The sequence below is a fragment of the Arthrobacter sp. A2-55 genome, assembly GCF_025548615.1.
GTDB classification, from domain to species: Bacteria; Actinomycetota; Actinomycetes; order Actinomycetales; family Micrococcaceae; genus Specibacter; species Specibacter silviterrae.
Map to the genome: position 1 here is coordinate 1 of NZ_JAJLOZ010000029.1, position 25,537 is coordinate 25,537.

Sequence of the window (25,537 nt, forward strand, 5' to 3'; positions counted from 1 at the left end):
GCGGGAAATAACGACGCCGGCCCCTCGGCCCAGGTGCCCCGGCCCGACGCAACTGGGGGGGAACCCGTGACGGCGGCCGCGGGCAGCGACAAGGCCGACAAGGCCGGCAAGGCACACGGTGCCGGCGCCCCAGGCGAAGCGGCCGCCGCACACCAGGCTGCGGGGGGCGTCCGCTCATGGGTGGTCAGGAAATTCACCCAGCCGCTCCCAGGCGCCCAGCCGCGCGTCCGCTTTGACCTGCCTTCCGAATCGGAGCCGCCGGCGCTTGGGGAAGCCGGCGCCCAGGAAGCGGCTGTGGGGGCGGCAAGCGCGGCAGGCATGTTCCGGCACCCCATTTACTTCGGCTTCATGGGCACCGTGGGCGTGGGCATTGCCTTGTTCCTCAACTACATCATGGCCAACACCTCCCAGCTCCTGCTGTGGATTGTCACTGCCATGTTCATCGCCCTGGGCCTTGACCCGGTGGTGCGCTGGCTGGAAAACCGCCGGGTGCCGCGGCCGCTGGGCATAGTGCTGGTGCTGGCGGCGCTGCTGGGCCTGGTGGCAATATTCTTCGCCACCCTCATTCCCACCATCGTGGAGCAGACCACCCAATTGGTGAACAAGGCCCCGGGGTGGATCACCGACTTCCTGAACTCGGATCTGTTCCGCACACTTGACGTCCAGTACCACGTCATCGACACCATCAACCAGCAGGTTGCCAAGTTCTTCCAGAACGCGCAGGCCGTGGGCGGAATCTTTGGCGGCGTGGTGGGCGTCGGCACCTCCATCGCCAACGGCCTGTTCGGCACCCTGATTGTGCTGGTCCTCAGCCTGTACTTCCTGGCGTCGCTGCCCTCCATGAAGAAGTGGGGCTACCGCCTGGCACCGCGCTCCAGGCGGGCCCGCGTGGAGGAACTGAGTGAGGAGATCACCCGGGGCGTGGGCAACTACGTGATCGGGCAGGTCTGCGTGGCAGTGCTCAACGCCACCTTCGCCTTCATTGTCATGAGCATCCTGCACGTCCCGTTCAGCGTCCTGCTGGCGTTTGTGGTGGCCCTGCTGGCGTTCATCCCGCTGGTGGGGGGCATGCTTGCCGCCGTGGTGGTCATTGCGGTCAGCCTGACGGGCGGCTGGCAGATGGCCCTCATTTACGCCATCTGCTACTTCGCCTACCTGCAGTTTGAGGCGTATTTCATCTCCCCGCGGATCATGGAAAAGGCCGTGGCCGTGCCGGGGGCCGTGGCCGTCATCTCCGTCATCGCCGGCGGCAGCCTCCTGGGCGTGTTGGGGGCCCTCATTGCCATTCCGACGGCGGCCGCCGTCATGCTGCTGGTCAAGGAAGTGTTCATCCTGCGCCAGGACAAGCACTGACACGTCCTGCGGGTGTCAGGCCGGGGGCGCCGCCACGGGGCCATTCCATTCCGTGGGCAGCTCCACCGGGCGCCCCAGCACAGTGGACGCAATCTCATTGAGGGCCCGTGCGGCATACTTCTCCCCCACCCACAAGTGCCGGGCGCCCTCCACGGGCACCAGGCGTGCCTGGGGAACCGCCATGAAGCGCTCGCGTGCCGCGTCCGGTCGCAGGTAGTCGTCCAGCTCCGGCACCAGCACGGCCAGCGGCTTCCCGGCAGCGGCCCACAAGGCGAGGTCCGCGTCGCCTGCGCGGTGCAGCGGCGGCGAAAGCAGCACGGCACCTTCCACCTGGCGGCCCACCGGGTCAAGTGCACCGTATTTCAGGGCCAGCTCCGTGCCAAAGGACCAGCCCACCAGCCATCGGTTCGGCAGCCCGCGGTCCACCGCAAACTGCACGGCGGCGGCCACATCGGCCCGCTCGCCCACGCCATCGCTGAAGGCGCCGTCACTCGTCCCCCGGGGGGAGGACGTGCCGCGTGTGTTGAAGCGCAGCACGGCAATCCCGGCGAGCGCAGGCAGCCGGTAGGAAGCCTTCTTGAACACATGGGAGTCCATGAATCCGCCGTGGGTGGGCAGGGGGTGCAGGGTGATCAGCGTCCCGCGGATGTCGCCGTCGGCCGGCAGTGCCAGCTCGCCGAGCAGGGTGAGGCCGTCCGCCGTCGTAAACTCAATGTTTTCCCTCACGGCCGGGAGAATGGTGGCCGCGCGGACGGGCACGGGGGCACCGGGGTCGGCAAAATCTAGCAGGGCTGGGTCAAAAACCATGGAGTCCAGCCTATCTGTACCAGTAGCTGCGCCCGCGCCAGCAGTTGCTGTGCCAGTGCCGGCGGTCTCGCAGCCCTGCCTCGGCACCGAACATATCGTCCTCCCGCCAGACCACCAGGTGGGGCGTGCCGGGCTGCACCGGGCGGTGGCAGCCCGGGCAGGTGTACACCTTTTGGGCGTTGCGGGCGGTAATGGTGCGCACGGCCCATTCCCCGTCCGGAGCCGATTCGCGCTGCGGAATGCCCAGGCGCGCGCGGTCCAGGTCCAGGTCTTCTTCGCCTGCTGCCCCGGGCCCGCCGGCCGCCTTCCCACCCGTCCTTCCGCCGTTGGCTGGCGTTCGGCGGCGGGGATGGTTTGAACGGGGCATGCAACCATTGTGCCGCAGGTGCCGGGCCCGGGGCCAAATCGGGGCGGACCGCCTCACCGGCTATTGTGGAAGGCGTGCGTTTAGTCATTGCCAAGTGCTCCGTCGACTATGTCGGCCGCCTCAAAGCCCATCTTCCCCTGGCCGTCCGGCTCCTGTTGGTCAAGGCGGACGGTTCCGTGCTGGTCCATTCCGACGGCGGCTCCTACAAGCCGCTGAACTGGATGAGCCCCCCGGCCACCCTGCGTACCGTGGCCGCCGCCGACAGCGAGCTGGAAGACGGCGTGCTGGAACAGTGGGTGGTCCAGTCCACCAAGCAGGATGACAAGCTGATCATCAACATCTATGAGCACATCCATGAGTCCACGCATGATCTGGGAACTGACCCCGGGCTTATCAAGGATGGAGTGGAAGCGGACCTGCAGCGCCTGCTGGCAGCCCAAATCGAACTGCTGGGCACCGGCTATACGCTGATCCGGCGCGAGTACTTCACGGCCATTGGCCCTGTGGACATCCTGGCCCGGGATGCCAAGGGCGCCACCGTGGCCATTGAGCTCAAGCGCCGCGGGGACATCGACGGGGTCGAGCAGCTGACGCGCTACCTGGAACTCCTCAACCGCGACCCCCTGCTCGCTCCCGTGCGGGGCGTCTTCGCCGCCCAGCAGATCAAGCCCCAGGCGAGGGTGCTTGCCGAGGACCGGGGGATTGAATGCAGGACCCTCGACTATGACGCAATGCGCGGAGTCGATGACAGCGCCTCGCGACTCTTCTAGGCCGCTGCCGCGCCGTCCTCGCTAGACTAAAGGGCATGACTTCCCCCCACGACGCGGCCGCTCCGGCTCCCGCCAAGAAACTCATCCACGGATCCATCGCGACGGATCGCGGCATCGTCCAGGACGGGCTGTTGGCCGTCTCCGGGGACAGAATTGTGTATGCCGGACGCGCCGACCACTTTGACGAACCGGGGTTCGAGGACGTTGACGCCGCCAACGTGATTTCCCTGCCTGCGGGCCACCATGTTCTCCCCGGGCTGGTGGATGTCCACAACCACGGCGGCAACGGCGGGGACTTCCCCAGTGGCGACGAATCCTCCGCCCGCAAGGCCATTGACTTCCTGCACCGTGCCGGCACCACCACCCTGCTGGCCAGCATGGTGACGGCGTCCCCGGAGGACCTGTTGGCCGGGATCGGCGTCCACGCCAAACTAACCGGCGAGGGACTGCTGGCCGGCATCCACCTGGAGGGGCCGTTCCTTTCCCATGCCCGCTGCGGGGCCCAAAACCCGGCCTTCCTGCTTGACCCCGACGTGGAACTCGCGGCTCGGCTGATCGAGGCGGGGCAGGGACACATCGCCACCATGACATATGCCCCGGAACTGCCGGGCGCCGACGAACTGGTGGATCTTCTCACCTCTCACGGCATCACCCCTTCCGTGGGCCACACCGCGTGCGACACCCGCACGGCCTGGGACTCCCTGGAACAGGCCCGAGAGGGCCTGGACTCCACCGGCTTCGACGGCACCTCGGGCCGCCCCACCGTCACCCACCTGTTCAACGGCATGCCACCCTTGCACCACCGCTCCCCGGGCCCCGTCGCGGCCTGCCTCCGGGCGGCGGCGGCAGGGCATGCCGCCGTCGAACTCGTCGCGGACAACACCCACCTGGACCCGGAGACCGTCAAAATGGTGTTTTCACTCGTGGGTGCCGGCAACATCCTGCTGGTCACCGACTCCATGGCCGCGGCGGGACTGGCCGACGGCCAGTACATGCTGGGGCCATCCCCCGTGACCGTCACGAAGGGCGTGGCCACGCTGGACGCCACGGGCTCCATTGCCGGAGGCACCGCCACCTTGCTGGACGTGGTGCGCCGCACCGTGCAGGCCGGGGTCAAGCTGCACGACGCCGTCCTGTCGGCCAGCGCCGTTCCAGCCGCCGTGCTGGGGCTCACCGACGAGGTGGGTGCCCTGCGCCGTGGGCTGCGGGCCGACGCCCTGGTGGTGGACTCCGAATTGGGGCTCAAGCGCGTGCTCCGGGCCGGATCCTGGCTGAACTAGCAGGCAGCTGTGCCCTTAATTATTGCGAAACGGCCGGTGCCTCGTTGACCTCCTTTGTGATGCATGCCATGCTGAGTGCTGTTCTTGCAAAGCAGCACGTTGATTGAGGAGAAACAATGGCACAGGGAACCGTCAAGTGGTTCAATGCTGAAAAGGGCTTCGGCTTCATCACCCCGGACAATGCCGACGGTGATGTGTTCGTCCACTACTCGGAAATCCAGGGCAACGGTTTCAAGTCCCTCGACGAAAACGCCCGGGTGGAATTTGAAATTGGCGAAGGAACCAAGGGCCCCCAGGCCACTGGCGTGACCACGCTCTAGATTCCCCTCTTCCGGCACAAAGAAGACCCCCGGCAGCGATGCCGGGGGTCTTCTTTGTGCCTTTGTCGTGGCGCCACTGCCCGGCAGGTGCCCTAGGCCTTTCGCAGCAGCCTGGCCAGCTGCCTGACGGAGACGTTGGGCATGTAGGCCTCCCCCACCGCACGGCCAATGGACGGCAGGGAAAGCGGGTCCTGGTACACCATGTAAAGGGTCCGGTGCCTGGGCTGGAAGCGCTTCTTGAAGTTCGCCAGCGACGCAAAGCCGTATACGGGTTCCAGGGTGCGGCCGACGAGGGCCAGGATGCGCGCCATCGAGGTGCCCTCCAGTGCGGCCAGGGGGTGCTGCGCAACAGCGGATGGGGAATGCCGCGAATCGGCGGGACCGGCAGGACCCGATTCCCCGCCCCGCGCCACCTGTTCCGAAACTTCGGCGTGTTCCGGTGCGGGTTCGGTGGACAGCGGCGTGCCCGACAGGGAAATGGTGGGCACCTGGCCCTTGAAGTGCAGCACGGCCTGGGCAATCAGGAATTCCATGACGCCGTTGAACGCATTAGTGTTGCGCCGCATGAAGTCCAGGGTCCACCCCTTCTCCACACCGCCTTCGTAAACCGGCAGCCAGCTGGTGATCCCGTGGATGCGGCCATCGCCGTCCACCGCCAGGCAGAGCTGGACGGCGTCGTCCTTGAGTTCCTCCACGCCACCGAGTGTGAAGCCCATTTCCGGCAGCGGCTTTTCCGAGACCCATTCCTCGGAAATTTCATGGATCTGGGTCCGCTGGCCGGTGCTCAGGGCCGAGTACCGGCTCCAGAGGGTGGTGATGCCCAGCTTGGCGGCCTTGTTCAGTGCAGTGCGGACGTTTTGCCATTCCTTGCCCTTGAATTCCATGCTGTCAACGTCCAGCAACGTTTCCGAGGCAACCTGTGCCCGCCTGAAGCCGCGCGCCTGAAGCACGTCCCACTGGCCGTCCGTGACGGAGTAAAAGCAGGGCACCAACGACTGCGCCGCACAGTAGTCCAGGAACTCCACGGCGGCGGAGTCAAACTCGCCGGGGTCCCCGAACGGCCCGCCCACCGTGACAGCCACACCGGCATGGGCCTGGTACGCGATGGCCGCCGTGCCCCGGGCGTTGAACCAGTAGTTGTTGCCGCGCCACTGCGACATCCAGGACAGCGAGTCCCCGCCGCGGCGCACCAGCTCCGCGGCCGCAGCCCTGTCCGCCGAGACGGCGCCGCGGGCCCGGCGGCTCAGGAACAGGCCAAACACACTGAGCACGCTCACCAGCCAAAACACGGCGCCGCCCATGCTGAACAGCAACGTTGAAAACAGGCCATGGGGGTACACGGAAGCACCATAGCCAAAGGGGAAAGGATACGGCAGCAGGATGCGCGGCAGCCCGGCCAGAAGCCCTACGAAGCCATACGGGCCGGATGCGTTCCCCTCCACGAACCACACGGCTGCGTACAGCACCACGAAGCCGCCAAGCAGCAGCGGCATCACCACAAATGTCCGTCGGCGCAGGACCGGGCTGGGGTCGATGTGGAAGTGACGCCGGAAAATGAGCAACAGCGCCGCAATCAGGAAGGGCACCAGCACCACGGGCAGCACTTCCCACAGAGTGGAGGAGATGCTCAGCACCCGGCGCCCGCGAAGCAGCGGCATGCCGAAGCCGGCAAAGAGCTGGAGGTAGATGGCGCTCATGACGCCAATGACCAGGTGCAGGTAGACGGCCACCCACAGCGCCATCCGGTTTCCGCGGCGCAGGCCTTCCGCACACGCCAGCAGCAACAGCATGGGCACCAGCGCCAGGAGGTGCCCTCCGGGTCCGAGGATCCCGGCACTGTGCATGATGTCGCTGCAGGCCTTGATGGCACTGCTGCAGCTGCCTTCAAGCTGCAGGGCCGACGGCACCGGGTTGACGATGATGTTCTGCAGCTTGGACAGCGGCCCCACAGGGACGTGTGCCAGGGCGGAAAAAAGCGGGCCCAGGGCGAAGACCGCCACCACGATGGCAAGGTTGGTGCGGACCTCTCGGCTGGTGGAGCGTGCCACCGGCATCGGGTGCCTTGCCGGAAGCACGGCCATGCCAATCACCAGGCCCACCAGGGCGCCCAGCAGCATGAACAGGTTCTGGGCGTGGCCCACATAGAGGAGCAGCATGAGCGCGGCCCCAAGGGTCAGCGCCCTGACCCGCCGCCGCCACAGCAGGCTGATCATCCGGCTGGCTGCCATCAGGGCGCCCACGCTGGCGGCGTAGGGTCCCAGGAGGGTCGCCGGGCGCATGTCGGCGAGCCATTCAAGGTCGAGCGCCGCACCCACCTCCACCACCAGGGTAAAGAGCACAACGGCGGCCAGTTGGGTTGCCCAGAAGATGACGACGGTACGCCAGGTCCCCAGCGTGATTTCGGCCAGGCCCAGCACGCCGACCAGTATGACGGCGGACAGCAGCAGTGCAACGGGGTGCACGGCAAGGAAGGCCGTGGTGGCGACGGTCCACCAGTCCCCGTGCCACACGTCACCGGCCTGGTAGCCGGTCCAGGCAATTTCCGCTGCCATTTGGTGGCGCCACATGGTCTCCGACGCCACAAGGACCACAATTGAACCTGCAAGCATTGCCAGCGCGAAGGGGGTGCGCCGGACCCAGCCCGCCAACGCTGCGATCACTGCAGGCCCAACTGGGTGCCCAGATAGGACAATGCGGAAGGCATGGCCTCGGTGACCATGATCCAGGAGTGCCCGCCGGGGAAGGTGGTGCGTTCCAGCTTCATCCCCGCCCTGGCACCCGCCCTTTCCAGCGCGACGGCGTAATTGGTGTAGCGGGCGTCCTGGGCACCGGTGGCCAGCCAGCCGTGGATTTCGGGGTAGCTGCGCTCGGACAACAAGGTCATGGGCACCACCGCGTTGAATGCTGCCGTGTTGCCGTGGAAGGCCCGCTCAACGGTGACAGCCCTGTTCGCTGTCAGGGCAGGTTCCAACTCGGATGAGATGGCGGCGAAGGTGGGGTAAACGAAGGGGTGGCGCGTCACCATCTGCATGGCACAGGTGCCGCCATAGGAAAAGCCTGCAATGGCCCAATGCTTGTGGTTGGTGTCAACGTTCAGCGTGGACGTGATCCAATTGGGCACGTCCACCGACATGTAGGTGTCCACCTTGCCGAGCGCCGAATTCATGCACATCGTGTTGGCTTCCTGCGCCCCGTTGGGATCGGGTATGACCACCACGGGCGCCAACCCCTTGTGGGCGCGGGCGAAGCTGTCGAGCGCCTGGCCCAGATGGCCGGCCTGCAGCCAGTCCCCCGGCGATCCCGGCTGTCCGGTCACCAGCACGAAGACGGGGAGAACGGGCGGGTTCTTCGTAAAGTAGGCCGGGGGGAGGTAGACGATCCCGTTGCGCGCGTAAAAACCGGACACCTTGCCGGGAATGGCCACAGAACGAAACTGGCCAGCGGTCACCATGGCCTTGGGCGGGATCCATGACTCCGCGGCTGGTTCCGTGCGATAGCGGACGATGTCCTTCTTTTGCAGGAAGTGCGGAATGCCCGTGGCCAACGCAGGCGAACCATGGACCAGGCTTCCAACGGTTGGAAACTCGCCAAAGTACGCATTGATCTCGACCGCGCTGGCAAACACGATCGCCAGCGTCGCCGCAACGGCGACCAGGCGGCGTGGCGTGGAGGTCGTGGACCCACGGGATGCGCCGCCGTCGTGCTGGCCAAGGCGCGCTCCACCATTCCCCCGAATCAGCCTTTGCAACCCGAGAAGCGCCGTGGCAAGCCCAAGCACCAGGCCCCACAACGCGAAGCCCACACAGATGATGACAGTGGCCGGCAGGTCCTCAGGCCACCAGTACCAGGCATAAATGACCGCCCAGCCCAGGGCCGTGGCTGCAGCCGCGCTCAACACGCCAGTGATGGCGCAGAACAGCCACCAGCGCCGTGAGCGGCGGATCAGCAGGAACGCGAGGGCAAGTACACCCAGCCCCAAGGCAACTGCGGGAATAACGCCGGTCGCCAGGCTCTGTGCGTAAATCCACTTCAACACGTCATCACTTGCCCTTATCAACAAATCCCGCAGTTTTCGACGGGCAACAACGCAATTTTATCCATGGCCGCTGAGAGGAAACTGAAAGAATGTTATGTGCAGGCCGTTAGCGCCACGTCCCAATCCCCACCACGGGCCCGGCTTCCAGCCAGGAGGAAAGCCCCGCATAGGCGCCAAACTTCATGGCGAGCAGCACCTGCTCGCCATGGTATTCCAAGGTCACAATCACCACATCGGGCGGCACCCGGGTGACCTCCGCCTCGGTGGGTTGGCGGCGTCCCACCAGGACAATGGAGCTGCGCGTCATCCGAAGGTGCGGGAGGGGGCTTAACGAAAGAAGCCGGAACCATTCAAGCTCCGACTCCTGATAACGGCAAACCCCCATCTGCCAGCGGTGTGATGCCGAGCAAATGGAGGCATCCACCGTGCCCAGGGCACGCCGCAGTTGAAAGCGGCGCACCCCGAGCAGGCACAGTGCAATGACGACCAGCAGGAATAAGGCTGCCAGGACGATGAACGGGATGCCGGGTTCGTTCATCAATTGCTAGCTAGCGGGTCCCTGCGTTTGACGCTGCGCCGTCTTGCAACTGCGCATTGTCGGCAACGATGACCACCCGGTCCTTGTCAACCGAGAAGAAGCCGCCGTCCACGGTGACTGCCATGCGGCTGCCGTTGACGGGCTCAATGGCCAGTTCGCCCTCGGCCAGGATCGCCAACAGGGGCGAGTGTCCCGGGAGGATGCCGATCTCGCCGTCGGAGGTGCGCGCCTTGACCATCTTCGCCGCACCGGCCCACACGTGGTGGTCCGCCGCTACGATTTCAACTTCCAGTTCCGCCATGGTTACTTGGTCGATTCCTGGATCTTGGCCCACTGGCGTTCGACGTCGGTCATGTCACCGACATTGAAGAACGCCTGCTCGGCGATGTGGTCGACGTCGCCGTCGCAGATCGCCGTGAAGCCTTCGATGGTGTCCTTGATGGAAACCGTGGAACCCTCGACGCCGGTGAACTGCTTGGCGGTGTAGGTGTTCTGCGAGAGGAACTGCTGGATGCGGCGGGCACGGGCCACAACGATCTTGTCCTCTTCGGAGAGCTCGTCGACACCAAGGATGGCGATGATGTCCTGGAGTTCCTTGTTCTTCTGCAGGATCTGCTTCACGCGCACTGCGGTGTCGTAATGCGCCTGGCCGATGTACTGCGGATCAAGGATGCGCGAGGTGGACGTCAGCGGATCAACGGCCGGGTACAGGCCACGTGAAGCAATCTCACGGGAGAGCTCGGTGGTGGCGTCCAGGTGGGCGAACGTCGTTGCCGGGGCCGGGTCGGTGTAGTCGTCAGCAGGGACATAAATGGCCTGCATGGACGTGATCGAGTGGCCCTTGGTCGAAGTGATGCGCTCCTGCAGGAGGCCCATTTCGTCGGCAAGGTTGGGCTGGTAGCCCACGGCGGAGGGCATGCGGCCCAGCAGCGTGGAAACTTCCGAACCGGCCTGCGTGAAGCGGAAGATGTTGTCGATGAAGAGCAGCACGTCCTGGTTCTGCACATCGCGGAAGTATTCCGCCATGGTCAGCGCGGAGAGCGCCACGCGAAGGCGCGTTCCCGGCGGCTCATCCATCTGGCCAAATACCAGTGCGGTGTCCTTGAGAACACCGGCCTCTTCCATTTCAACCCAGAGGTCGTTGCCCTCACGGGTGCGCTCGCCAACGCCGGCGAACACCGAGGTGCCACCGAAGTTGCGGGCAACACGGGTGATCATTTCCTGGATCAGCACGGTCTTGCCAACGCCGGCGCCGCCGAACAGGCCGATCTTTCCACCCTGGATGTAGGGGGTCAGGAGGTCTATGACCTTGATGCCGGTCTCGAGCATCTGCGTGGAGCCCTCGAGGGTGGCAAAGGCGGGGGCCTTGCGGTGGATGGGCCAGCGCTCGGTGGTGGTCAGCTCCGACTCCGCAATGTCCAGGGGCTTGCCCAGGACGTTGAAGATGTGGCCCTTGACGCCGTCGCCAACGGGGACCGAGATCGGGGCGCCGGTGTCCGTCACAGACGTGCCGCGGACAAGTCCGTCAGTGGCCTGCAGGGAGATGGCGCGAACCAGGTTGTCACCGAGGTGCAACGCGGTCTCGAACGTGATGGTGCGCGTCTCGCCGGCGAGCGTGAGCTCGGCTTCGAGTGCGTTGTAGATGCCGGGGATGGATCCCGCGGGGAATTCGACGTCAACGACGGGGCCAATGACGCGGGCAATGCGTCCAACGGCGCCAGCCTTGGCGGCTACCTGCTCTGTAGTAGTGGCAGTCATCTCTCTCACTTCAATCAGTAGATGGCGTGGTGATAAGTCTAACGGGGATCAGGAACCGTGCCGGCGGGGGGCCGGCACCGGAACGTGGCGTGGGCTAGGACGCGCTCAGCGCGTCTGCACCTGCCACAATCTCGGACAGTTCCTGGGTGATTTCGGCCTGGCGGGCCGTATTGCGCAGTCGTGTGTACTTCTTGATCAAGTCCGAAGCGTTGTCGCCTGCGGACTTCATGGCCCGCTGGCGTGCTGCAAGTTCACTTGCGGCAGCCTGGAGGAGCGCGTTGAAAATGCGGGATTCGATGTACCGCGGCAGCAGCGTGTCCAGCACCTGCGCCGGCTCGGGCTCGAATTCGTACAACGGAAGAAGGTCAGACTCACTTGTTGCCTGCTCCTCCACCACTTCAAGCGGCAGAAGGCGGACAACCTGCGGAACCTGCACGACCATCGACTGGAAGCGTGTAGACACGATGTGGATTTCATCCACGCCGCCCTTTTCGTATTCCGTGGCGAATGCTTCAAGGACTGCCTTGGCAATGTCCTTGGCGGTGCCAAACTCGGGGGCATCCGTGCCACCGGTCCAGACTCGCGCATAGCTGCGGTCACGGAAGTCGAAGTACGCCTGTGCCTTGCGGCCGACCAGGAAGTAGGAAACTTCCTTGCCTTCCGAGCCCAGGAGCTCGGCAAGCTGCTCGGCCTGCTTGAGGACACTGGCGGAATAGGAACCCGCAAGGCCTCGGTCGGAGGCAACAATGACCACGGCGGCCCGGCGGACCTGCTCCGGTGTTGTCACCAACGGGTGGTCGATGACACTCTGCGATGCCACAGCAGAAACGGCACGGGTAATGGCGTTCGAGTAGGGCAAGGATGCCGCCACACGGGTGCGCGCCTTACCGATGCGCGAGGTGGCGATCAGTTCCATCGCCTTGAAGATTTTGCGCATCGAGGTGGTCGATGCGATCTTCTGGCGGTAGACCCGGATCTGGGCTCCCATACTTTTCCTTTCCTAAATTCGACGATGGCCGGTCCTGCCGGGGCGTGCCCGGCAGGACCAACCGACGCAGGTCAGCGCTTCTGCTTGACGATCTTCTCTTGGTCGACGTCAGAGCCGGCCAGGGCGTCATGCTCTTCGTGCCCGGCATCCACCAGCTTGCTGCCGCCGACACCGAAGAAGCCTGCCTTGAAGCCCGTGATGGCGGTCTTGAGCGCATCAACGGTTTCATCGGCCATGACGTTGGTCTGGGCGAGAGTGGTCAGGATGGACGTGCCGTGGCGCAGGTGTTCCAGGAATTCCTTCTCAAAGCGCGAGACATCCTGGACCGGGACATCATCAAGGTAGCCGTTGGTGCCGGCCCAGATGGAGACAACCTGGTCTTCCACCGGGAACGGTGCGTACTGGCCCTGCTTGAGGAGTTCCATGAGGCGGGCACCGCGGGTCAGCTGCTGCTTGGAAGCGGCGTCCAGGTCCGAGGCAAACATGGCAAACGCCTGCATGTCGCGGTACTGGGCCAATTCCAGCTTCAACGTACCGGAAACCTTCTTCATCGACTTCACCTGCGCGGCACCGCCGACACGGGAGACGGAAACGCCGACGTCGACAGCGGGACGCTGGTTGGCGTTGAAGAGGTCCGACTGGAGGAAGATCTGGCCATCGGTAATGGAGATCACGTTCGTCGGAATGTAGGCGGAAACGTCGTTTGCCTTCGTTTCGATAATCGGCAGGCCGGTCATCGAGCCGGCACCGAGCTCATCGGAGAGCTTGGCACAACGCTCCAGCAGGCGGGAGTGCAGGTAGAACACGTCGCCCGGGTATGCCTCGCGGCCCGGCGGGCGGCGCAGCAGCAGGGACACTGCACGGTAGGCCTCGGCCTGCTTGGACAGGTCGTCGAAGACCACCAGGACGTGCTTGCCCTGGTACATCCAGTGCTGGCCAATGGCGGAACCGGCGTACGGTGCCAGGTACTTGAAGCCTGCGGGGTCGGAGGCCGGGGACGCCACGATGGTGGTGTACTCCAGCGCGCCGTGGTCTTCCAGGGTCTGGCGGACGGCGGCGATGGTGGACGCCTTCTGGCCGATGGCGACGTAGACGCAGCGGACCTGCTTGGTCTCGTCCTTGGAAGCCCAGTTGGCCTTCTGGTTGATGATCGTGTCAACAGCCAGTGCGGTCTTGCCCGTCTGGCGGTCACCAATGATCAGCTGGCGCTGGCCGCGGCCGATCGGGATCATGGCGTCGATGGCCTTCAGGCCAGTCTGCATGGGCTCGTGGACGCTCTTGCGCTCCGTCACGCCGGGCGCCTGAAGTTCCAGGGCACGGGTGGTCTCGGCAACAATGTCGCCCAGGTCGTCGATGGGGGCACCCAGCGGGTCCACCACGCGGCCCAGGAAGGCGTCGCCCACGGGGACGGACAGGATCTCACCGGTGCGGTGAACCTCCTGGCCTTCTTCAATGCCGGTGAAGTCACCAAGGATGATGACACCGATCTCGCGGACGTCAAGGTTCTGGGCCAGGCCCAGGGTGCCGTCTTCGAAGCGAAGCAGCTCATTGGCCATAACGGAGGGAAGTCCCTCCACACGGGCAATGCCATCGCCGGCAGTGGTAACCCGGCCAACCTCGACGCGTTCGGCGTTGCCCGGTTCGTAGGACGCCGCGAAGTCATTCAACGCACTACGGACGTCGTCGGCGTTGATGGTCAATTCGGCCATCTGCAGTCCCTGCTCTCCTATTTCGCGATCACCGCAAATTGGCGATGACCTAGCTTTCGCACCATTCCCGACCTGTGTGGGCGGGCGGTTTGGTTTCTTACTGATAATGCTTTGTGGCTATCCAGCCAGCTGGCGGCGCAATTCGCCCAGCCGGGCCATGACCGAGGCATCCACGACCTCGTCACCCACCCGGACACGTACTCCGCCGATGAGGGCGGGGTCAACGCGGACGTTGATGTTCAGTTCACGCCCATAAAGGGAGTTGAGCCCTCGCTGCAGCCGGGCAAGCTGTCCATCCTGCATCGGGCGGCTGACCGTGACTTCGGCAATCCAGCGCTGCTGGCGTGCCGCTGCCAAGTTGGCAAAACGCTCGATGAGCTTGACTGTCTTGAGTCCGCGCGGATTGACAACAGCCTGGCGGATCAAGGCCTGGGCTTCGCCGCTTGCGCCGGGAACCAGTTTGATCGCCAAGTCCAACTTGGCGGACTCGCTTGCCTGCGGCTCCACCAAGGCGCGCTGCACCTCGTGGCTGGAATCAACGGCCTGGGAAAAGGAGAACAGTTCGCTCTCCAGCGATGCCAGGCCGCCAAGGCCGGAAACGGAGTTGCCGGAACTTGCAGACGTGTTCCGATTTTCTGCAACGGCAATGACCACTGTTGCGGCCACGGTCTCGAGTGCATCGCCAAGGTCACGTGCATCGCTCCAGCGCGCTGCAGCCAAACGGCCAACTATCGCTTCTGCTTCCGCAGAAACCTTGCCCTTAACCAGTGAGGAAACCAGTGCGGACTTTTCAGCGCCCGTGCGGGACGGGTCAGTGAGCGAGCGGCGCAAGCCGGCCGAGCTGTCCAGAACCGCAAGGATGGAAAAAAGCTCCTGAGCCAACGACAGCGACGCCGTGGGAAGCGAGGCTTCCAACTGGCCCAATGCTGTGGTCAGCGATTCGCTCGATACACCTGCCATTACTTCGCTGCACCTTCGCTCTGCTTGTCCAGCTCAGCCAGGAAACGGTCCACGACACGGCTGGCGCGGGCGTCGTCGTCCAGCGACTCGCCCACAATGCGACCGGCCAGCGTGGTGGCCAGCGAACCGACCTCGGAACGGAGCGAGACAACAGCGGCCTGGCGTTCGGCGGCAATGGCCGTCTGCGCCTGTTCCGTGATGCGCGCAGACTCGGAAGCGGCCTTCTCCTTCAGGTCTGCCAGGATCTGGGCACCTTCGGCGCGGGCTTCCTCACGGATGCGGTTTGCTTCCGTACGTGCTTCAACCAGCTGCTGCTTGTACTCACCGAGTGCAGCCGAGGCCTCGGCCTGGGCCTTCTCAGCCTTCGCAATGCCGCCTTCAATGGCTTCAGTGCGGTCGGCGTAGGTCTTCTCAAACATCGGGACAACGAACTTGACCACGATGAACATGAGAATGGCGAAGCCGACAGCCACAACCAGTACTTCAGACCAGCTGACAGCCAGCGGGCTGGGCGCAGCATCCGCCGCATTGGCGGAGGCTAAAACCATGAGGTTATTCATATTTCACCCGTCCTTTTCTACTCGTATGTTGAAGGTTCGTAATTCTCTTTACTTGAGAACGAACGCAAACACGAGGCCGAGGATGGCGAGTGCTTCGGTCAGCGCCAGGCCCAGGAAGGCGAGGGGCTGGAGCACGCGCTGTGCTTCCGGCTGGCGTGCAACGCCGTTGATGTAGGCGGCGAAGACCAGGCCCACGCCAATGGCACCACCAATCGCAGACAGACCGTAACCGATGAGGTTCAGCGAGCCGTTGATATTTCCCGTCATTGTGTTTCCTTTCAAGATGCCCGAAGGCAGGTTGTTTGGTTCAAGTTATCCCCCGCGGGGAATTCTTTTGGTGTGTTTAGTGGCTGTCCGCGTGGACAGCACCTTCAATGTAAATTGCTGTCAGCAGGACAAAGACATAGGCCTGGAGGACCATGATCAGGGCCTCAAGCATGTACATGGCCGTGGCACCGGCCAGGATCAGGATGGAAGTGCCCTTCAGCAGCCAGCTCTCCTGTGCGATCAGGAACTCAATGCCCGAACCGGCAATCAGGACAATCAGGTGCCCGGCCAGCATGGTCGCAAACAGACGCAGGCTGTGCGTCATGGGGCGGACCACGAAGTTCGAGATGATTTCGATCGGCACCACGAGCGGCAGGATGTACCACGGAACGCCGGAGGGAACCACGGCCAGCTTGAAGTAGCGGATGCCGTTGACCTTCACGCCAACGCCGATCCAGACCACGTACACCAGCAGCGCAAGCACGTAGGCGCCCGAGACGTGGGAGAAGCTGGGGAGCTGGATGAACGGGATGGTGCCGTAAAGGTTGTTCAGCAGGATGAAGAAGAACAGCGAGAACAGCAGCGGCACGTACTTCTTGTAGTCCTTGGCACCGATGACGTCCTTGCCAACGGAGTTGCGCACAAAGCCATAGGCCATCTCGCCCACGAATTGCAGCCTGCCGGGAACCAGCTGGCCCTTGCGGGCTGCCGCTACGAAGAACCAGGCGATGATCACAACGGAAAGCAGCACCAGCGCCATCTGCTTGGTGAATTCAAACCCGCCGATCGTGAAGAACGGGGTCAAGTGGGTTTCGACGCTGGGCGGGGTAAAGCTTCCACCATCTTGGGCGGGGAGCATAAGCGCGATCAACGCGTTTCCTCTCTGCAGAGTCCATAATTGGGCTGGATTTCGGGGACCGGGGAACACATTGCCCCGAAGCCCCCAACGTTATTGAAAAAATGTGATATCACTGATGCTCAGTCCCTTTGCCGCCGGCTGCGTTTGGTGTTCCCATCCGCTTTCTTCGACCCGGTCGGTCCAAAGCGGCGGGCAAAGGACAGGTAGAAACCGCCGGCGAGTCCTGTGAATGCCCCGGCCAGAACAATCCAATGCGTTCTGAGCAAAATATCCAGAACCCACCCTATCAAACTCCAGACAACAATTCCGCCAATAATGTAGCTAAAGACGATCATCCCGGAATTGTAGCCGCCGTTGTTGTTGGCATTTTTGGGGTTGCCTGAAGCGGCCGAATACCGATCTTCCGGACCCGGGCCGGTGCTCATTTGGTGTCCCCGGCGGAGCCTGTCGAATCCTGCGGTTCAGCAGGGTCGTTGTAGAGCAGCAGGCGCTGCCTGCTGAAGGTGACCACCTCGGTGGCCTGCCACAACACAACCACCACGACGCCGGCCGCAGCGAACCATGGACCGTTCAGCCAGGTGGGGGTGCCCAGGGTGAAGAGTATGACGGCGAAGCCCACCACCTTGACCAGGTAGGTCACCATGAAGACGCCGATGGCCCCCGACGGGTTTTTCCGGCCGTAAATGTGGCCAACCAGCAGGCTGAGGCCGAAGAATACGACCACCACGGCGGAGCCAAAGGCCACACTGCCCACTCCCGCCCAGCCGCTGACCACCAGTGCCGCAACGGCCAGTGCGGCCGTCGCTGCGGAGGCTATCAGCAGGCATTTCTTGAGAATGTTCAGCCAGGGGGTCGCTGAAGGGCCGGAGGCCGGAAACGGCTCCTGTGCAGCACCGTTCAAGGCACCTTTGTCCTTCAATAGAATCTCCATCATGAGGGGCGCGTTCGGATTGAAAGCCACGGGAGCGCCACGGCGAGAACCGCCAAGGATAATTCTACATGAGATAGAACTGCACGCCGACAGGAACCATCCACGGAACGCTACTCCCCCGCTACCCCGCCGGCCGCGCCGTTGCCCGGCCCATGGGCTGCCTTGTGGCGGAAGTACCGCTGGAACAGGGTGGGTGTGCGCAGGTACAGCAGCACCACGGCAAGGCAGAGCGCGGTGGCACTGATCTGCATGGCGCTGTTTCCCTGCGCGGCAATGATGCCAAGGACACTGACCACCACGGTGGCCGTGCTGACCACCGCCGTGGCCTGCAGGTGGCCCAGACCCACAATGTTCAGCCGCTGGTAGACGTGCTGGCGGTGCGAGGCGTACCACCGCTCCCCCGCCAGCAGGCGCCGCAGGAAGGTCACAAAGGTGTCCACGAGGTAGATGAGCACCGGCGAGAATATGTATTCCACGGGGACTTTGGCCAGGAAGGCCGCCATGGCCGTGACCGAGATGGAAGCCCCCAGCAGGTAGCTGCCGACGTCGCCCATGAATACCTTCCGCCGCCCCAGGTTCCACGGCAGGAAGCCGGCAAAGGCGGCCGCAATCGCCACACCGGCAAAAACCAGCCAGTCATGGCCGGTGACCACGCCGGCGTATGCGTAGAAGCCACCAACCAGCAGTCCGTGCATGCCGGAAATGCCGTTGATGCCGTCCATGAAGTTGGAAACGTTGATATAGGCGGCCACCGCAATGGCGCCGGCCGGGATCCACCACATCTGCTGGGCGCCCGGGTCGATGACGGCCACGGCGCCCGTGGCCACGGCTCCCACGGCCAGCTGCAACCCGGCCCTGAGTGCAATGGGCAGGCCCCTGATGTCCTCCACCCAGCCAATGGCGGCGGCAGCCACGGCAACCAGCAGAACCACCACCAGCGTTGCCTGCGCCTGGCCGGCAGCCACACGGCCTTGCGGCAGGAAGATCGCGGTAAGCAGGCCTGCGGACAGGGCCACCGCCGTCGTAATTCCCATGCCTCGGATGGTGGGCGTCTGGTGCGAGGACCTGGCGTTGGGTACGTCAAGGACGCCTGCACGGACCAGGAGGGGCCGGGCCGCCAGGGGCAGGACCAGTGCCAGCACCAGTGCCACGGCACCAACCGTGAGCGCAGCGCCGGGCATCATCGCGCTTCCGCCGCTATGTCGCCGTCGGACTCGTCAATGCTGGGCAGCTCCGGGCCGGACTCGTCGCGGCAGCGCTGCAGCCACAGTTCCAGGCTCAGCTCGGCGGGGTCCAGGGGGCGTGCGTGCGTGTGTGAAATCTTCGGGTGGCCGTCAGGGTCCTTGATTTCGTCGTCGCCCGTGAGCTGTTCGTGGAGCTTCTCGGAGGGGCGAAGGCCGGTGATCTTGATCTCAACCTTTTTGCCCGACATGGCGATCATGCGCTCGGCCACGTCCATGATGCGCACGGGATCGCCCATGTCCAGAATCAGCACGTCGCCGCCGTGGCCGATGGCGCCGGCCTGGATGACCAGCTGGCATGCCTCCGGGATGGTCATGAAGAAGCGGGTGACGTCCGGGTGGGTGACCGTGACGGGGCCGCCATTGTTGATCTGGTCGGTGAACAGCGGGAGCATGGAGCCGCGGCTGCCGATGACATTGCCAAAACGGACGGAAACGTAGCGCTTGCCCGTTTCGCCCGCCATCCAGGACGTGATCTTCTCCGCCGCGCGCTTGGAGTGCCCCAGGGCCGTGGTTGGGCTCGCCGCCTTGTCGGTGGAGACATTGACAAAGGTCTCCACGCCCACGCTGCGGGCTGCGGCCAGCACGTTGAGGGAGCCCAGCACATTGGTCTGCCAGCCTTCCTTGGGGAACATCTGCAGCAGCGGCGCGTGCTTGAGTGCGGCCGCATGGAACACCACCTCTGGGCGGCGCCTGGCAAATATGCCCATGAGCGTCTCGGCGTCGCGGATGTCAGCCAGCACGGTGGTGTCGTCATTGAGCAGGCCGTGGCCCAGGATGGAAAACTGCGTGTGTTGCAGGCCTGTTTCGTCGCGGTCCAGCATGATCAGCTCGGCCGGGTCGAAACCGTGCAGCTGGCGGCAGAGCTCGGAGCCGATGGAGCCGCCTGCACCCGTGACCAGGACGCGCTTGCCGGTGACGTAGCTGGCGATCTGTTCCACCTTGATGTCCACCGGGCGGCGGCCGATCAAGTCTTCCACGTCAATTTCGCGGAAGTCGGTGAGGCCGCCCTTGTTGTCCCGGTTGGTGTCGGGAGTGAGCATTTCCTGCAGAGGGGGCAGCACCAGGACCTTGATGCCCAGGCCGGAGACACTGTCCGAGATCTCCCGGATGCGTTTGGCCTCCAGGTGTGCGATGGCCAGCACCACCACCGTGGACTTGGTGCGGCGGATAATTTCCGGCAGTTCGTCCCCGCGCCCCAGCACGCCCACCGAGCTCAGCCGCAGGTGCTTCTTGGTGGTGTCGTCATCGATGAGCCCCACGGGCACGTACGGGGATTCCGGGTCCTGGATCATGCGCGTCACGAGGGAGTTGCCCAGGAACCCGGCTCCGTAGATGAGGGTCTTTTGGGCCTGCTCCCCAAACGTGGGCTTACCCTCTACGTAAAGGCGCTTGAGGTAGCGGACGGCCGCCATCAGCAGGGCGGCAAACGGGAAGGCAATGGCGCTGACGGAGCGGGCAATGTGGATTTCCTGGACGGTCAGGAACAGGAACACGCTGGTCACTGCGGCCACAATCAAGGTGGCGGCAATGAGCACCCTCGCCTCCTGGATGCTGCCGAAGGTGTAGCGCCCCCGGTAAAGGGCCAGCGACCAGCCCGCAATGAGCTGGGTGGCAATGGCCACGCCGATCAGCAGGACCAGGCCGCCCACGTTGATGAGCCGGACGTCCAGCTCATACCGCAGCAGGACGGCCAGCAGCAGTGCCACGGTCCAGGCCAGTGAGTCCAGGATGCCTTGGGCCCACAGCCACAGTGGCGGCTTTCCCTCGCCGCCTGCCGGTGTGGTGCCGGAGTGGCCTCTTGCCGAGTTGCTCGTCGTGTTCAACGTGATTCGTAGTCCGTTTTCTGCCCGGTGGTGTGTGGCATTGTGCATGGCGCGCGCTGTGCGGCCAGCGACTCAACAGTCCAATAGGTGGGGCTGTACTAAAGTGGAAGCTATTAAAGATAGTAATCGCTCCGCCGAATACCCAAGCGTTTAGCCGTGCCGCGCCGTGCCCTGTGCGGCCGAGAGGAACCCATCTTGCAAGATACCGTGGCCGTTGCCGCGCTCACCTTTGACCGGCCGGACGACGTCCGTACCTTGCTGGGGGCCTTGTCGCAGCAAACCCACGCCCTGCACGCCATTGCCCTGGTGGATGCCGGGACTTCGCCGGTGGCGGACATTGCCGCCGCATCGGGCGTCCCCGTGGACTATGTGAGGTCCCTGGCCAACCTGGGCGGAGCCGGCGGATTTTCGCTGGCGATCCTCAAGGCGATTGCTTCCGGCGCCGAGTGGGTCTGGATTATGGACGACGACGCCCATCCCGAGGACCCCAATTGCCTGGCCACACTCCTCGAAGCCGCCAAAAGCCGCGGCCAGGACGTGGTGGTACCCCTCATCGTGGCCCCGGGCGAACCCCGCAAGCTGTCCTTTCCCTTCCGTCTCGACGGGCACCTGACCCATGAGCGTTCCGTGGTGGAACCGCTGGGCTTCATTGCCGACGTCGGACAGTTTTTCAACGGCGCCCTGATCCGCACCGATGTGTTCTTCAAGGTGGGGCTGCCGGACCTGCGCCTTTTCATTCGGGGCGACGAAGTCGATTTCATGCTGCGGCTGCGGCAGGCGAAGGTCAAGTTCGGCACCGTCACGTCCGTTGCCCTGACCCACCCGGCGGGCTGGGGCGAAGTGCAGGAGGTCATGGGCGACCGCTTTCACGTGCTGGTCCCGGAGACCCCGTTCAAACGCTTTTACTACTACCGCAACCGCGGCTACCTCACCCGCAGGCACCGCCGCCTGCGCTCCTTTGTCGCCGACGCCGTCGGCTACCCCCTCTTTTTCCTCAGGGACGGCGACTTCAAGGGTCTGGCCAAATGGGCTTCGGCCTATGGTGCGGGCCTGCGGGGAGCAAAATTCGGGCCGGTCAAGGACCAAAAGTTTTGAGCGGCAACCGGCGGGAGAACTTTTACATCGTCATCACCACGTTCAACCGGCAGGACTACCTGGCACAGTTGTTCGACTCCATTGCGGCGCTTGACCCGGCGCCCGACGGCGTAGTGGTGGTGGACAATGCCAGCACGGACGGCACGGCCGCCGTCATCGACAAGGCCGCCGCACAGCTGGCTGCGCTCGGCTCCCCCATTCCGCTGGTGGTGCACCGCCTCGCCGAAAACGCCGGAGGCGCCGGCGGCTTTTCAGCAGGCGTGGACCGCGCCCTGGCAGAGGGTGCCCAGTGGCTGTGGCTGATGGACGACGACGTCACCACGGTTCCCGGGGCCATCGCCGCCTTTGGTCCGTGGATGGACAAATACGACGCGATGGTGGGCCGGCGCTACAACGCCGCCGGGCAGCCATTTTTCTGGCAGCACAATTTCAGCGATTTCCTCGGGTTCCCGCTTCCCGTTCCGGGGGACGTGTTCAAAAATTCAAATGAATTCGCCACCAATGTGGGCTGCTTCGAAGGCATGCTGCTGCACGCCGACGCCGTGGCGGAGGTTGGCCTGCCCGATCCGCGCTTCTTCCTGAACTGGGATGACGCCATCTACGGTTGGCTCATTTCGCTCCAGCGCCCCGTGATGTACGTCAATGCCTTTGTACTGCAGAAAACCCGCGAACAGCGCACCATTGACCTGGGCATCAGGCACCTCAATGATTCCTCCGACCTGAGCCGCTTTTACATGATGCGCAACCGGGGGCTGGTGGCCCAGTACCTGCGCGCGAAGGGGAGGTACAACCCGGCGGGCTTTGCGTTGGGCACAGCGCTGACGGCCGGCAAGGAGCTGCTGCGCCTGGCCGCCGTCGAGAAAACCCTGCGTGGCAGCGGCAAGCTGCTCAAGGGCTGGCGCGAATCCCGGCGCATCATGGCTGATGCAGCCTGGCAGCCCATGCCCCCATCGGACCGGACCCGCTAGGGCAGGCTCAGGGCTGGCTTTCCGCGGGTGCCGACTGGTCCTTGGCGGCGGGTTCAGGCTCCGCCACCGCAGTCTCCGGCTCCGCGACGCGGGTCTCGGCAGGCTCCGCCGTCTCCGGCTCCGCCACGCGGGTCTCGGCAGGCTCCGCCGTCTCCGGCTCCGCGACGGGGGTCTCCGCAGGCTCCGCCGTCTCCGGCTCCGCCGCCGGTTCCCACATCTCCGGCTCAGGGTCGTTGCCCAGGGCGCTGGGGACCATGCGCTGGATGGCCGCCAGGCTGATGGCGCCCTCGCGCACCACCCGCAGGCGCAGGCCCGTGGCGTCTACAATGGTGGACGGCACGGGCTCCGTGCCCTCAAGCGGACGGAAGCCGCCCTCCAGGTAGACCTCCACCGACTCGGCCAGCTGTTCGCGGGCTTCCGACGCCGTTTGCGCAGCCGGCTGGCCCGTGCGGTTGGCGCTGGAGACCGCCAACGGCCCCGTGGCGGTCAGCAGGTCAAGGGCAAGCTGGTCGTCCGGCACGCGCAGTGCCACGGTGCCAACGGTCTCGCCCAGGTCCCAGGTGAGTGAGGGCTGGGCGTGGAAGATGATGGTCAACGGGCCGGGCCAGTACTTCTCGGCCAGCTTCCGGGCGTCGTCCGGAATGTCCGTGGCCAGCCCTTCCATGGTCCCGATGCGTGGGATCAACACTGGCGGGGGCATGTTGCGGCCCCGCCCCTTTGCTGCCAGCAGGGTGGCCACGGCCTGCGGCGAGAAGGCGTCAGCCGCAATGCCGTACACCGTGTCGGTGGGCATGACGATGACCTGCTTGGCGGCAATGGCCTTCTGCGCATGGGCCAGGCCCTCGACGCGCTGGTCATCGTTGGTGCAGTTATAGGAAGTGGTAGTCACGGCTTCATTCTTTCATCACGTCGTCATTGTTTCCTTACACTTTGCGGCGATTGGCCTTAGCGCCGTAGGCCGCTCGTGGCACGGTCCCTGCCCGTCAAGTCCTGGTGGGTGGTGACGGCTTCCCAATGGCCGCCCTCCTTGAACAGGGCCGCCATCTGCTCCGCCTGGACTTCGGCGTGCTCCATGACGAAGTACCCGCCCGGCCGGAGCAGCCTTGCCGCTGCGGCAATGGCTGCCGTGGGCATCTCCAGGCCGTCCGCTCCCCCGCCGTACAGGGCCATGTGCGGGTCATGCAGGCGCACCTCGACCTCCCGGGGGATGGCCCCGGCCGGGATGTAGGGCGGGTTGGAGACCACCACGTCCACGGTCCCGTCGAGTTCCGGAAAGGCAGTGCGCAGGTCCCCATGGACCAGTTCGACGCCGGTGCCCGCCAGGTTCCCTGCCGCCCACGGGTAGGCCTCATCGCTCAATTCGACGGCGTATACACGGCATCCAGGCACTTCGGCCGCGAGCGAGCCGGCTATGGCTCCGGAGCCCGTGCCGAGGTCGACGGCGGTGCTGATGCACTCTTTCCGCCCCTGTGTGAGCTTGAGCAGCACGTCAACGGCCAGCTGGACCACTGACTCGGTTTCTGGCCGGGGCACGAACACGCCCTTGCCGACCCGCAGTTCCAGGTGGCGGAAATATGCCACACCCGTAATGTGCTGGAGCGGTTCGCGTGCGGCCCGGCGGTGCACCAGTTCTGCATAGCCTGCGGGCGCCCCGGCCGTGCCAAAGAGCATGGCCGCCAGTTCCCCGCGCCCCACGCCGAGCAGGTGGGCGGCCAGCAGCTGTGCATCCACCGCGGGCGACGGAACGCCCGCGGCCGCAAGCTCCGCCGTCGCACTTTTAACGGCGTCAGCCAGCGAAAGGCGCGCGCCGTCCGGGGAGTTGCTACTCACCCAGCGCGTCCAGGCGGTGCTGTTCATCCATTTCGATGGCGGACTGCACCACAGCTTCCAGGTCCCCGTTCATGACCTGGTCGAGGTTGTACGCCTTGTAGCCCGTGCGGTGGTCCGCGATCCGGTTTTCCGGGTAGTTGTAGGTCCTGATCCGCTCCGAACGGTCCATGGTGCGGATCTGGGACTTGCGCACGGCCGAGTTTTCGGCGTCGATGATGGCCTGCTGGTGCGCCAGGATGCGCGCCCTCAGCACGCGCATGCCGGCTTCGCGGTTTTGCAGCTGAGACTTCTCATTTTGCATGGCAACCACGATGCCCGTGGGCAGGTGGGTGATGCGGACGGCGGAGTCGGTGGTGTTCACGGACTGGCCGCCGGGACCGGAGGACCGGTAGACATCGATCTTGAGGTCGTTCGGACTGATGTCCACCTCTTCCGGCTCATCGACCTCCGGCAGCACCAGCACGCCGGCGGCCGATGTGTGGATGCGTCCCTGCGATTCCGTGGCCGGCACGCGTTGCACGCGGTGCACACCGCCCTCAAACTTCAGGCGCGCAAACACGCCCTCGGCCGGGTCGTTGGATCGGCCCTTCACGGCAATGGAAATGTCCTTGTAGCCGCCCAGGTCGGATTCCGTGGCGGAGATGATTTCCGTCTTCCAGCCCCTGTGCTCGGCGTAGCGCGTGTACATGCGGACCAGGTCCGCGGCAAACAGTGCTGCCTCGTCGCCGCCTTCACCGGCCTTCACTTCCAGGATCACGTCACGGGCGTCGTCCGGGTCGCGCGGGATCAGCAGGCGGCGCAGCTTTTCCTGCGCTGCCGCCAGCTGGCCCTCGAGCACCGGGACTTCCGCCGCAAATTCCGGGTCTTCGGACGCCATTTCCCGGGCCGCCTCAAGATCGTCCGTCAGCGTCTCAACCTGGTGGTAGCCCTCCACGACTCCGCTCAGCTCCGCATACCGGCGCCCCAGCTTCCGGGCCAGTGACTGGTCGGCATGCACGGCGGGGTCACTGAGCCGCATCTGCAACTCGGCGTGTTCATCCAGTAAGCCGTGGATGGATTCAAACATTTCAAAAC

Annotated in this window: 26 protein-coding genes; 6 read left to right on the forward strand and 20 right to left on the reverse strand. The window is 64.7% G+C overall.

Going from position 1 to position 25,537, the window contains the following annotated elements; all coding sequences use genetic code 11:
* The first annotated feature begins 66 nt into the window (after nucleotides 1–66).
* Nucleotides 67–1,353, forward strand: coding sequence for an AI-2E family transporter (locus LPN03_RS09830; protein ID WP_410468576.1), 1,287 nt, complete (start codon nucleotides 67–69; stop codon nucleotides 1,351–1,353).
* Nucleotides 1,354–1,368: 15 nt separating this feature from the next.
* On the opposite strand, the gene LPN03_RS09835 is transcribed toward LPN03_RS09830, so the two are convergent.
* Together LPN03_RS09835 and LPN03_RS09840 are read right to left on the reverse strand one after the other, a co-directional pair.
* The gene (locus LPN03_RS09835) at nucleotides 1,369–2,160 is read right to left on the reverse strand and encodes an alpha/beta hydrolase (RefSeq protein WP_165180832.1); all 792 of its coding nucleotides are present in this window, start codon (nucleotides 2,158–2,160) and stop codon (nucleotides 1,369–1,371) included.
* 10 nt (nucleotides 2,161–2,170) lie between these two features.
* Nucleotides 2,171–2,527 (reverse strand): ATP/GTP-binding protein, encoded by a 357-nt coding sequence (locus tag LPN03_RS09840; protein ID WP_262454120.1) that lies wholly within the window; start codon nucleotides 2,525–2,527, stop codon nucleotides 2,171–2,173.
* A gap of 74 nt (nucleotides 2,528–2,601) precedes the next feature.
* On the opposite strand from LPN03_RS09840, the gene nucS reads away from it, so the two are divergent.
* From nucS to LPN03_RS09855, 3 genes are all read left to right on the forward strand, one after another.
* Complete coding sequence (gene nucS / locus LPN03_RS09845; protein ID WP_262454121.1) at nucleotides 2,602–3,297, forward strand: endonuclease NucS; 696 nt, start codon at nucleotides 2,602–2,604, stop codon at nucleotides 3,295–3,297.
* A 35-nt stretch (nucleotides 3,298–3,332) separates the two neighbouring features.
* Nucleotides 3,333–4,577, forward strand: a complete 1,245-nt coding sequence (locus LPN03_RS09850; protein ID WP_262454122.1) for an N-acetylglucosamine-6-phosphate deacetylase — start codon at nucleotides 3,333–3,335, stop codon at nucleotides 4,575–4,577.
* Between the two features lie 116 nt (nucleotides 4,578–4,693).
* A complete protein-coding gene (locus LPN03_RS09855) occupies nucleotides 4,694–4,897 on the forward strand; it encodes a cold-shock protein (protein WP_165180836.1) in 204 nt (67 codons plus the stop codon).
* A 92-nt stretch (nucleotides 4,898–4,989) separates the two neighbouring features.
* Here the strand turns inward: LPN03_RS09855 and LPN03_RS09860 are convergent, their stop codons facing one another.
* The 15 genes from LPN03_RS09860 to LPN03_RS09930 form a co-directional block, all read right to left on the reverse strand.
* Nucleotides 4,990–7,557, reverse strand: coding sequence for a DUF2156 domain-containing protein (locus LPN03_RS09860; RefSeq protein WP_262454123.1), 2,568 nt, complete (start codon nucleotides 7,555–7,557; stop codon nucleotides 4,990–4,992).
* A complete protein-coding gene (locus LPN03_RS09865) occupies nucleotides 7,554–8,933 on the reverse strand; it encodes an alpha/beta hydrolase (RefSeq protein ID WP_262454124.1) in 1,380 nt (459 codons plus the stop codon). Before LPN03_RS09865 ends, LPN03_RS09860 begins: the two co-directional genes overlap by 4 nt.
* 106 nt (nucleotides 8,934–9,039) lie before the next feature.
* A complete protein-coding gene (locus LPN03_RS09870) occupies nucleotides 9,040–9,471 on the reverse strand; it encodes a DUF2550 domain-containing protein (RefSeq protein WP_165180839.1) in 432 nt (143 codons plus the stop codon).
* 10 nt (nucleotides 9,472–9,481) lie between these two features.
* The gene (locus tag LPN03_RS09875; protein ID WP_165180840.1) at nucleotides 9,482–9,772 is read right to left on the reverse strand and encodes a F0F1 ATP synthase subunit epsilon; all 291 of its coding nucleotides are present in this window, start codon (nucleotides 9,770–9,772) and stop codon (nucleotides 9,482–9,484) included.
* 2 nt (nucleotides 9,773–9,774) lie between these two features.
* A complete protein-coding gene (gene atpD, locus LPN03_RS09880; RefSeq protein WP_165180841.1) occupies nucleotides 9,775–11,229 on the reverse strand; it encodes a F0F1 ATP synthase subunit beta in 1,455 nt (484 codons plus the stop codon).
* Between the two features lie 94 nt (nucleotides 11,230–11,323).
* Nucleotides 11,324–12,217, reverse strand: coding sequence for a F0F1 ATP synthase subunit gamma (locus LPN03_RS09885; protein ID WP_165180842.1), 894 nt, complete (start codon nucleotides 12,215–12,217; stop codon nucleotides 11,324–11,326).
* A gap of 71 nt (nucleotides 12,218–12,288) precedes the next feature.
* Nucleotides 12,289–13,926 carry a F0F1 ATP synthase subunit alpha gene (atpA, locus tag LPN03_RS09890; RefSeq protein WP_165180843.1) on the reverse strand — a complete coding sequence of 546 codons (1,638 nt, stop codon included), beginning with the start codon at nucleotides 13,924–13,926 and terminating at the stop codon, nucleotides 12,289–12,291.
* A gap of 117 nt (nucleotides 13,927–14,043) precedes the next feature.
* Entirely contained in the window at nucleotides 14,044–14,886 is an 843-nt protein-coding gene (locus LPN03_RS09895; protein ID WP_165180844.1) for a F0F1 ATP synthase subunit delta, read from the reverse strand.
* A complete protein-coding gene (locus tag LPN03_RS09900) occupies nucleotides 14,886–15,446 on the reverse strand; it encodes a F0F1 ATP synthase subunit B (RefSeq protein WP_165180845.1) in 561 nt (186 codons plus the stop codon). The genes LPN03_RS09895 and LPN03_RS09900 overlap by 1 nt, the downstream gene beginning before the upstream one ends.
* A gap of 48 nt (nucleotides 15,447–15,494) precedes the next feature.
* On the reverse strand, nucleotides 15,495–15,713 hold the full coding sequence (atpE, locus tag LPN03_RS09905; RefSeq protein WP_113718645.1) for an ATP synthase F0 subunit C: 219 nt from the start codon (nucleotides 15,711–15,713) through the stop codon (nucleotides 15,495–15,497).
* Between the two features lie 76 nt (nucleotides 15,714–15,789).
* A complete protein-coding gene (atpB, locus tag LPN03_RS09910) occupies nucleotides 15,790–16,584 on the reverse strand; it encodes a F0F1 ATP synthase subunit A (RefSeq protein ID WP_165180846.1) in 795 nt (264 codons plus the stop codon).
* 107 nt (nucleotides 16,585–16,691) lie between these two features.
* A complete protein-coding gene (locus tag LPN03_RS09915; protein WP_240901683.1) occupies nucleotides 16,692–16,997 on the reverse strand; it encodes a hypothetical protein in 306 nt (101 codons plus the stop codon).
* The gene (locus tag LPN03_RS09920) at nucleotides 16,994–17,491 is read right to left on the reverse strand and encodes a hypothetical protein (RefSeq protein ID WP_262454125.1); all 498 of its coding nucleotides are present in this window, start codon (nucleotides 17,489–17,491) and stop codon (nucleotides 16,994–16,996) included. Before LPN03_RS09920 ends, LPN03_RS09915 begins: the two co-directional genes overlap by 4 nt.
* 122 nt (nucleotides 17,492–17,613) lie before the next feature.
* Entirely contained in the window at nucleotides 17,614–18,687 is a 1,074-nt protein-coding gene (locus LPN03_RS09925) for an MraY family glycosyltransferase (protein WP_262454126.1), read from the reverse strand.
* Complete coding sequence (locus LPN03_RS09930; protein WP_165180847.1) at nucleotides 18,684–20,618, reverse strand: polysaccharide biosynthesis protein; 1,935 nt, start codon at nucleotides 20,616–20,618, stop codon at nucleotides 18,684–18,686. The genes LPN03_RS09925 and LPN03_RS09930 overlap by 4 nt, the downstream gene beginning before the upstream one ends.
* Nucleotides 20,619–20,765: 147 nt before the next feature.
* Here LPN03_RS09930 and LPN03_RS09935 point away from each other — a divergent pair, with 147 nt between their 5' ends.
* Together LPN03_RS09935 and LPN03_RS09940 are read left to right on the forward strand one after the other, a co-directional pair.
* Entirely contained in the window at nucleotides 20,766–21,665 is a 900-nt protein-coding gene (locus LPN03_RS09935; protein ID WP_262454127.1) for a glycosyltransferase, read from the forward strand.
* Nucleotides 21,662–22,633, forward strand: coding sequence for a glycosyltransferase (locus LPN03_RS09940; protein ID WP_262454128.1), 972 nt, complete (start codon nucleotides 21,662–21,664; stop codon nucleotides 22,631–22,633). Before LPN03_RS09935 ends, LPN03_RS09940 begins: the two co-directional genes overlap by 4 nt.
* A 7-nt stretch (nucleotides 22,634–22,640) precedes the next feature.
* Here LPN03_RS09940 and LPN03_RS09945 read toward each other — a convergent pair whose 3' ends face one another.
* The 3 genes from LPN03_RS09945 to prfA are packed head-to-tail and all read right to left on the reverse strand — an operon-like array spanning nucleotide 22,641 to nucleotide 25,529.
* Nucleotides 22,641–23,522, reverse strand: a complete 882-nt coding sequence (locus LPN03_RS09945) for an L-threonylcarbamoyladenylate synthase (protein ID WP_262454129.1) — start codon at nucleotides 23,520–23,522, stop codon at nucleotides 22,641–22,643.
* Between the two features lie 56 nt (nucleotides 23,523–23,578).
* On the reverse strand, nucleotides 23,579–24,490 hold the full coding sequence (gene prmC / locus LPN03_RS09950; RefSeq protein ID WP_165180851.1) for a peptide chain release factor N(5)-glutamine methyltransferase: 912 nt from the start codon (nucleotides 24,488–24,490) through the stop codon (nucleotides 23,579–23,581).
* Nucleotides 24,456–25,529, reverse strand: a complete 1,074-nt coding sequence (gene prfA, locus LPN03_RS09955; protein WP_165180852.1) for a peptide chain release factor 1 — start codon at nucleotides 25,527–25,529, stop codon at nucleotides 24,456–24,458. The genes prmC and prfA overlap by 35 nt, the downstream gene beginning before the upstream one ends.
* Between the last annotated feature and the right edge of the window lie 8 nt (nucleotides 25,530–25,537).

Bases quoted from the DNA above. Each gene is read 5' to 3' on its own strand.
- prfA (WP_165180852.1), bottom strand. From the start codon at position 25,529: ATGTTTGAATCCATCCACGGCTTACTGGATGAACACGCCGAGTTGCAG.
- LPN03_RS09850 (WP_262454122.1), top strand. From the start codon at position 3,333: ATGACTTCCCCCCACGACGCGGCCGCTCCGGCTCCCGCCAAGAAACTC.
- LPN03_RS09925 (WP_262454126.1), bottom strand. From the start codon at position 18,687: ATGATGCCCGGCGCTGCGCTCACGGTTGGTGCCGTGGCACTGGTGCTG.
- atpD (WP_165180841.1), bottom strand. From the start codon at position 11,229: ATGACTGCCACTACTACAGAGCAGGTAGCCGCCAAGGCTGGCGCCGTT.
- LPN03_RS09855 (WP_165180836.1), top strand. From the start codon at position 4,694: ATGGCACAGGGAACCGTCAAGTGGTTCAATGCTGAAAAGGGCTTCGGC.
- LPN03_RS09900 (WP_165180845.1), bottom strand. From the start codon at position 15,446: ATGAATAACCTCATGGTTTTAGCCTCCGCCAATGCGGCGGATGCTGCG.
- LPN03_RS09875 (WP_165180840.1), bottom strand. From the start codon at position 9,772: ATGGCGGAACTGGAAGTTGAAATCGTAGCGGCGGACCACCACGTGTGG.
- prmC (WP_165180851.1), bottom strand. From the start codon at position 24,490: ATGAACAGCACCGCCTGGACGCGCTGGGTGAGTAGCAACTCCCCGGAC.
- LPN03_RS09835 (WP_165180832.1), bottom strand. From the start codon at position 2,160: ATGGTTTTTGACCCAGCCCTGCTAGATTTTGCCGACCCCGGTGCCCCC.
- atpA (WP_165180843.1), bottom strand. From the start codon at position 13,926: ATGGCCGAATTGACCATCAACGCCGACGACGTCCGTAGTGCGTTGAAT.
- LPN03_RS09915 (WP_240901683.1), bottom strand. From the start codon at position 16,997: ATGAGCACCGGCCCGGGTCCGGAAGATCGGTATTCGGCCGCTTCAGGC.
- atpE (WP_113718645.1), bottom strand. From the start codon at position 15,713: ATGACGGGAAATATCAACGGCTCGCTGAACCTCATCGGTTACGGTCTG.
- LPN03_RS09870 (WP_165180839.1), bottom strand. From the start codon at position 9,471: ATGAACGAACCCGGCATCCCGTTCATCGTCCTGGCAGCCTTATTCCTG.
- LPN03_RS09930 (WP_165180847.1), bottom strand. From the start codon at position 20,618: ATGCACAATGCCACACACCACCGGGCAGAAAACGGACTACGAATCACG.
- LPN03_RS09885 (WP_165180842.1), bottom strand. From the start codon at position 12,217: ATGGGAGCCCAGATCCGGGTCTACCGCCAGAAGATCGCATCGACCACC.
- LPN03_RS09895 (WP_165180844.1), bottom strand. From the start codon at position 14,886: ATGGCAGGTGTATCGAGCGAATCGCTGACCACAGCATTGGGCCAGTTG.
- LPN03_RS09840 (WP_262454120.1), bottom strand. From the start codon at position 2,527: ATGCCCCGTTCAAACCATCCCCGCCGCCGAACGCCAGCCAACGGCGGA.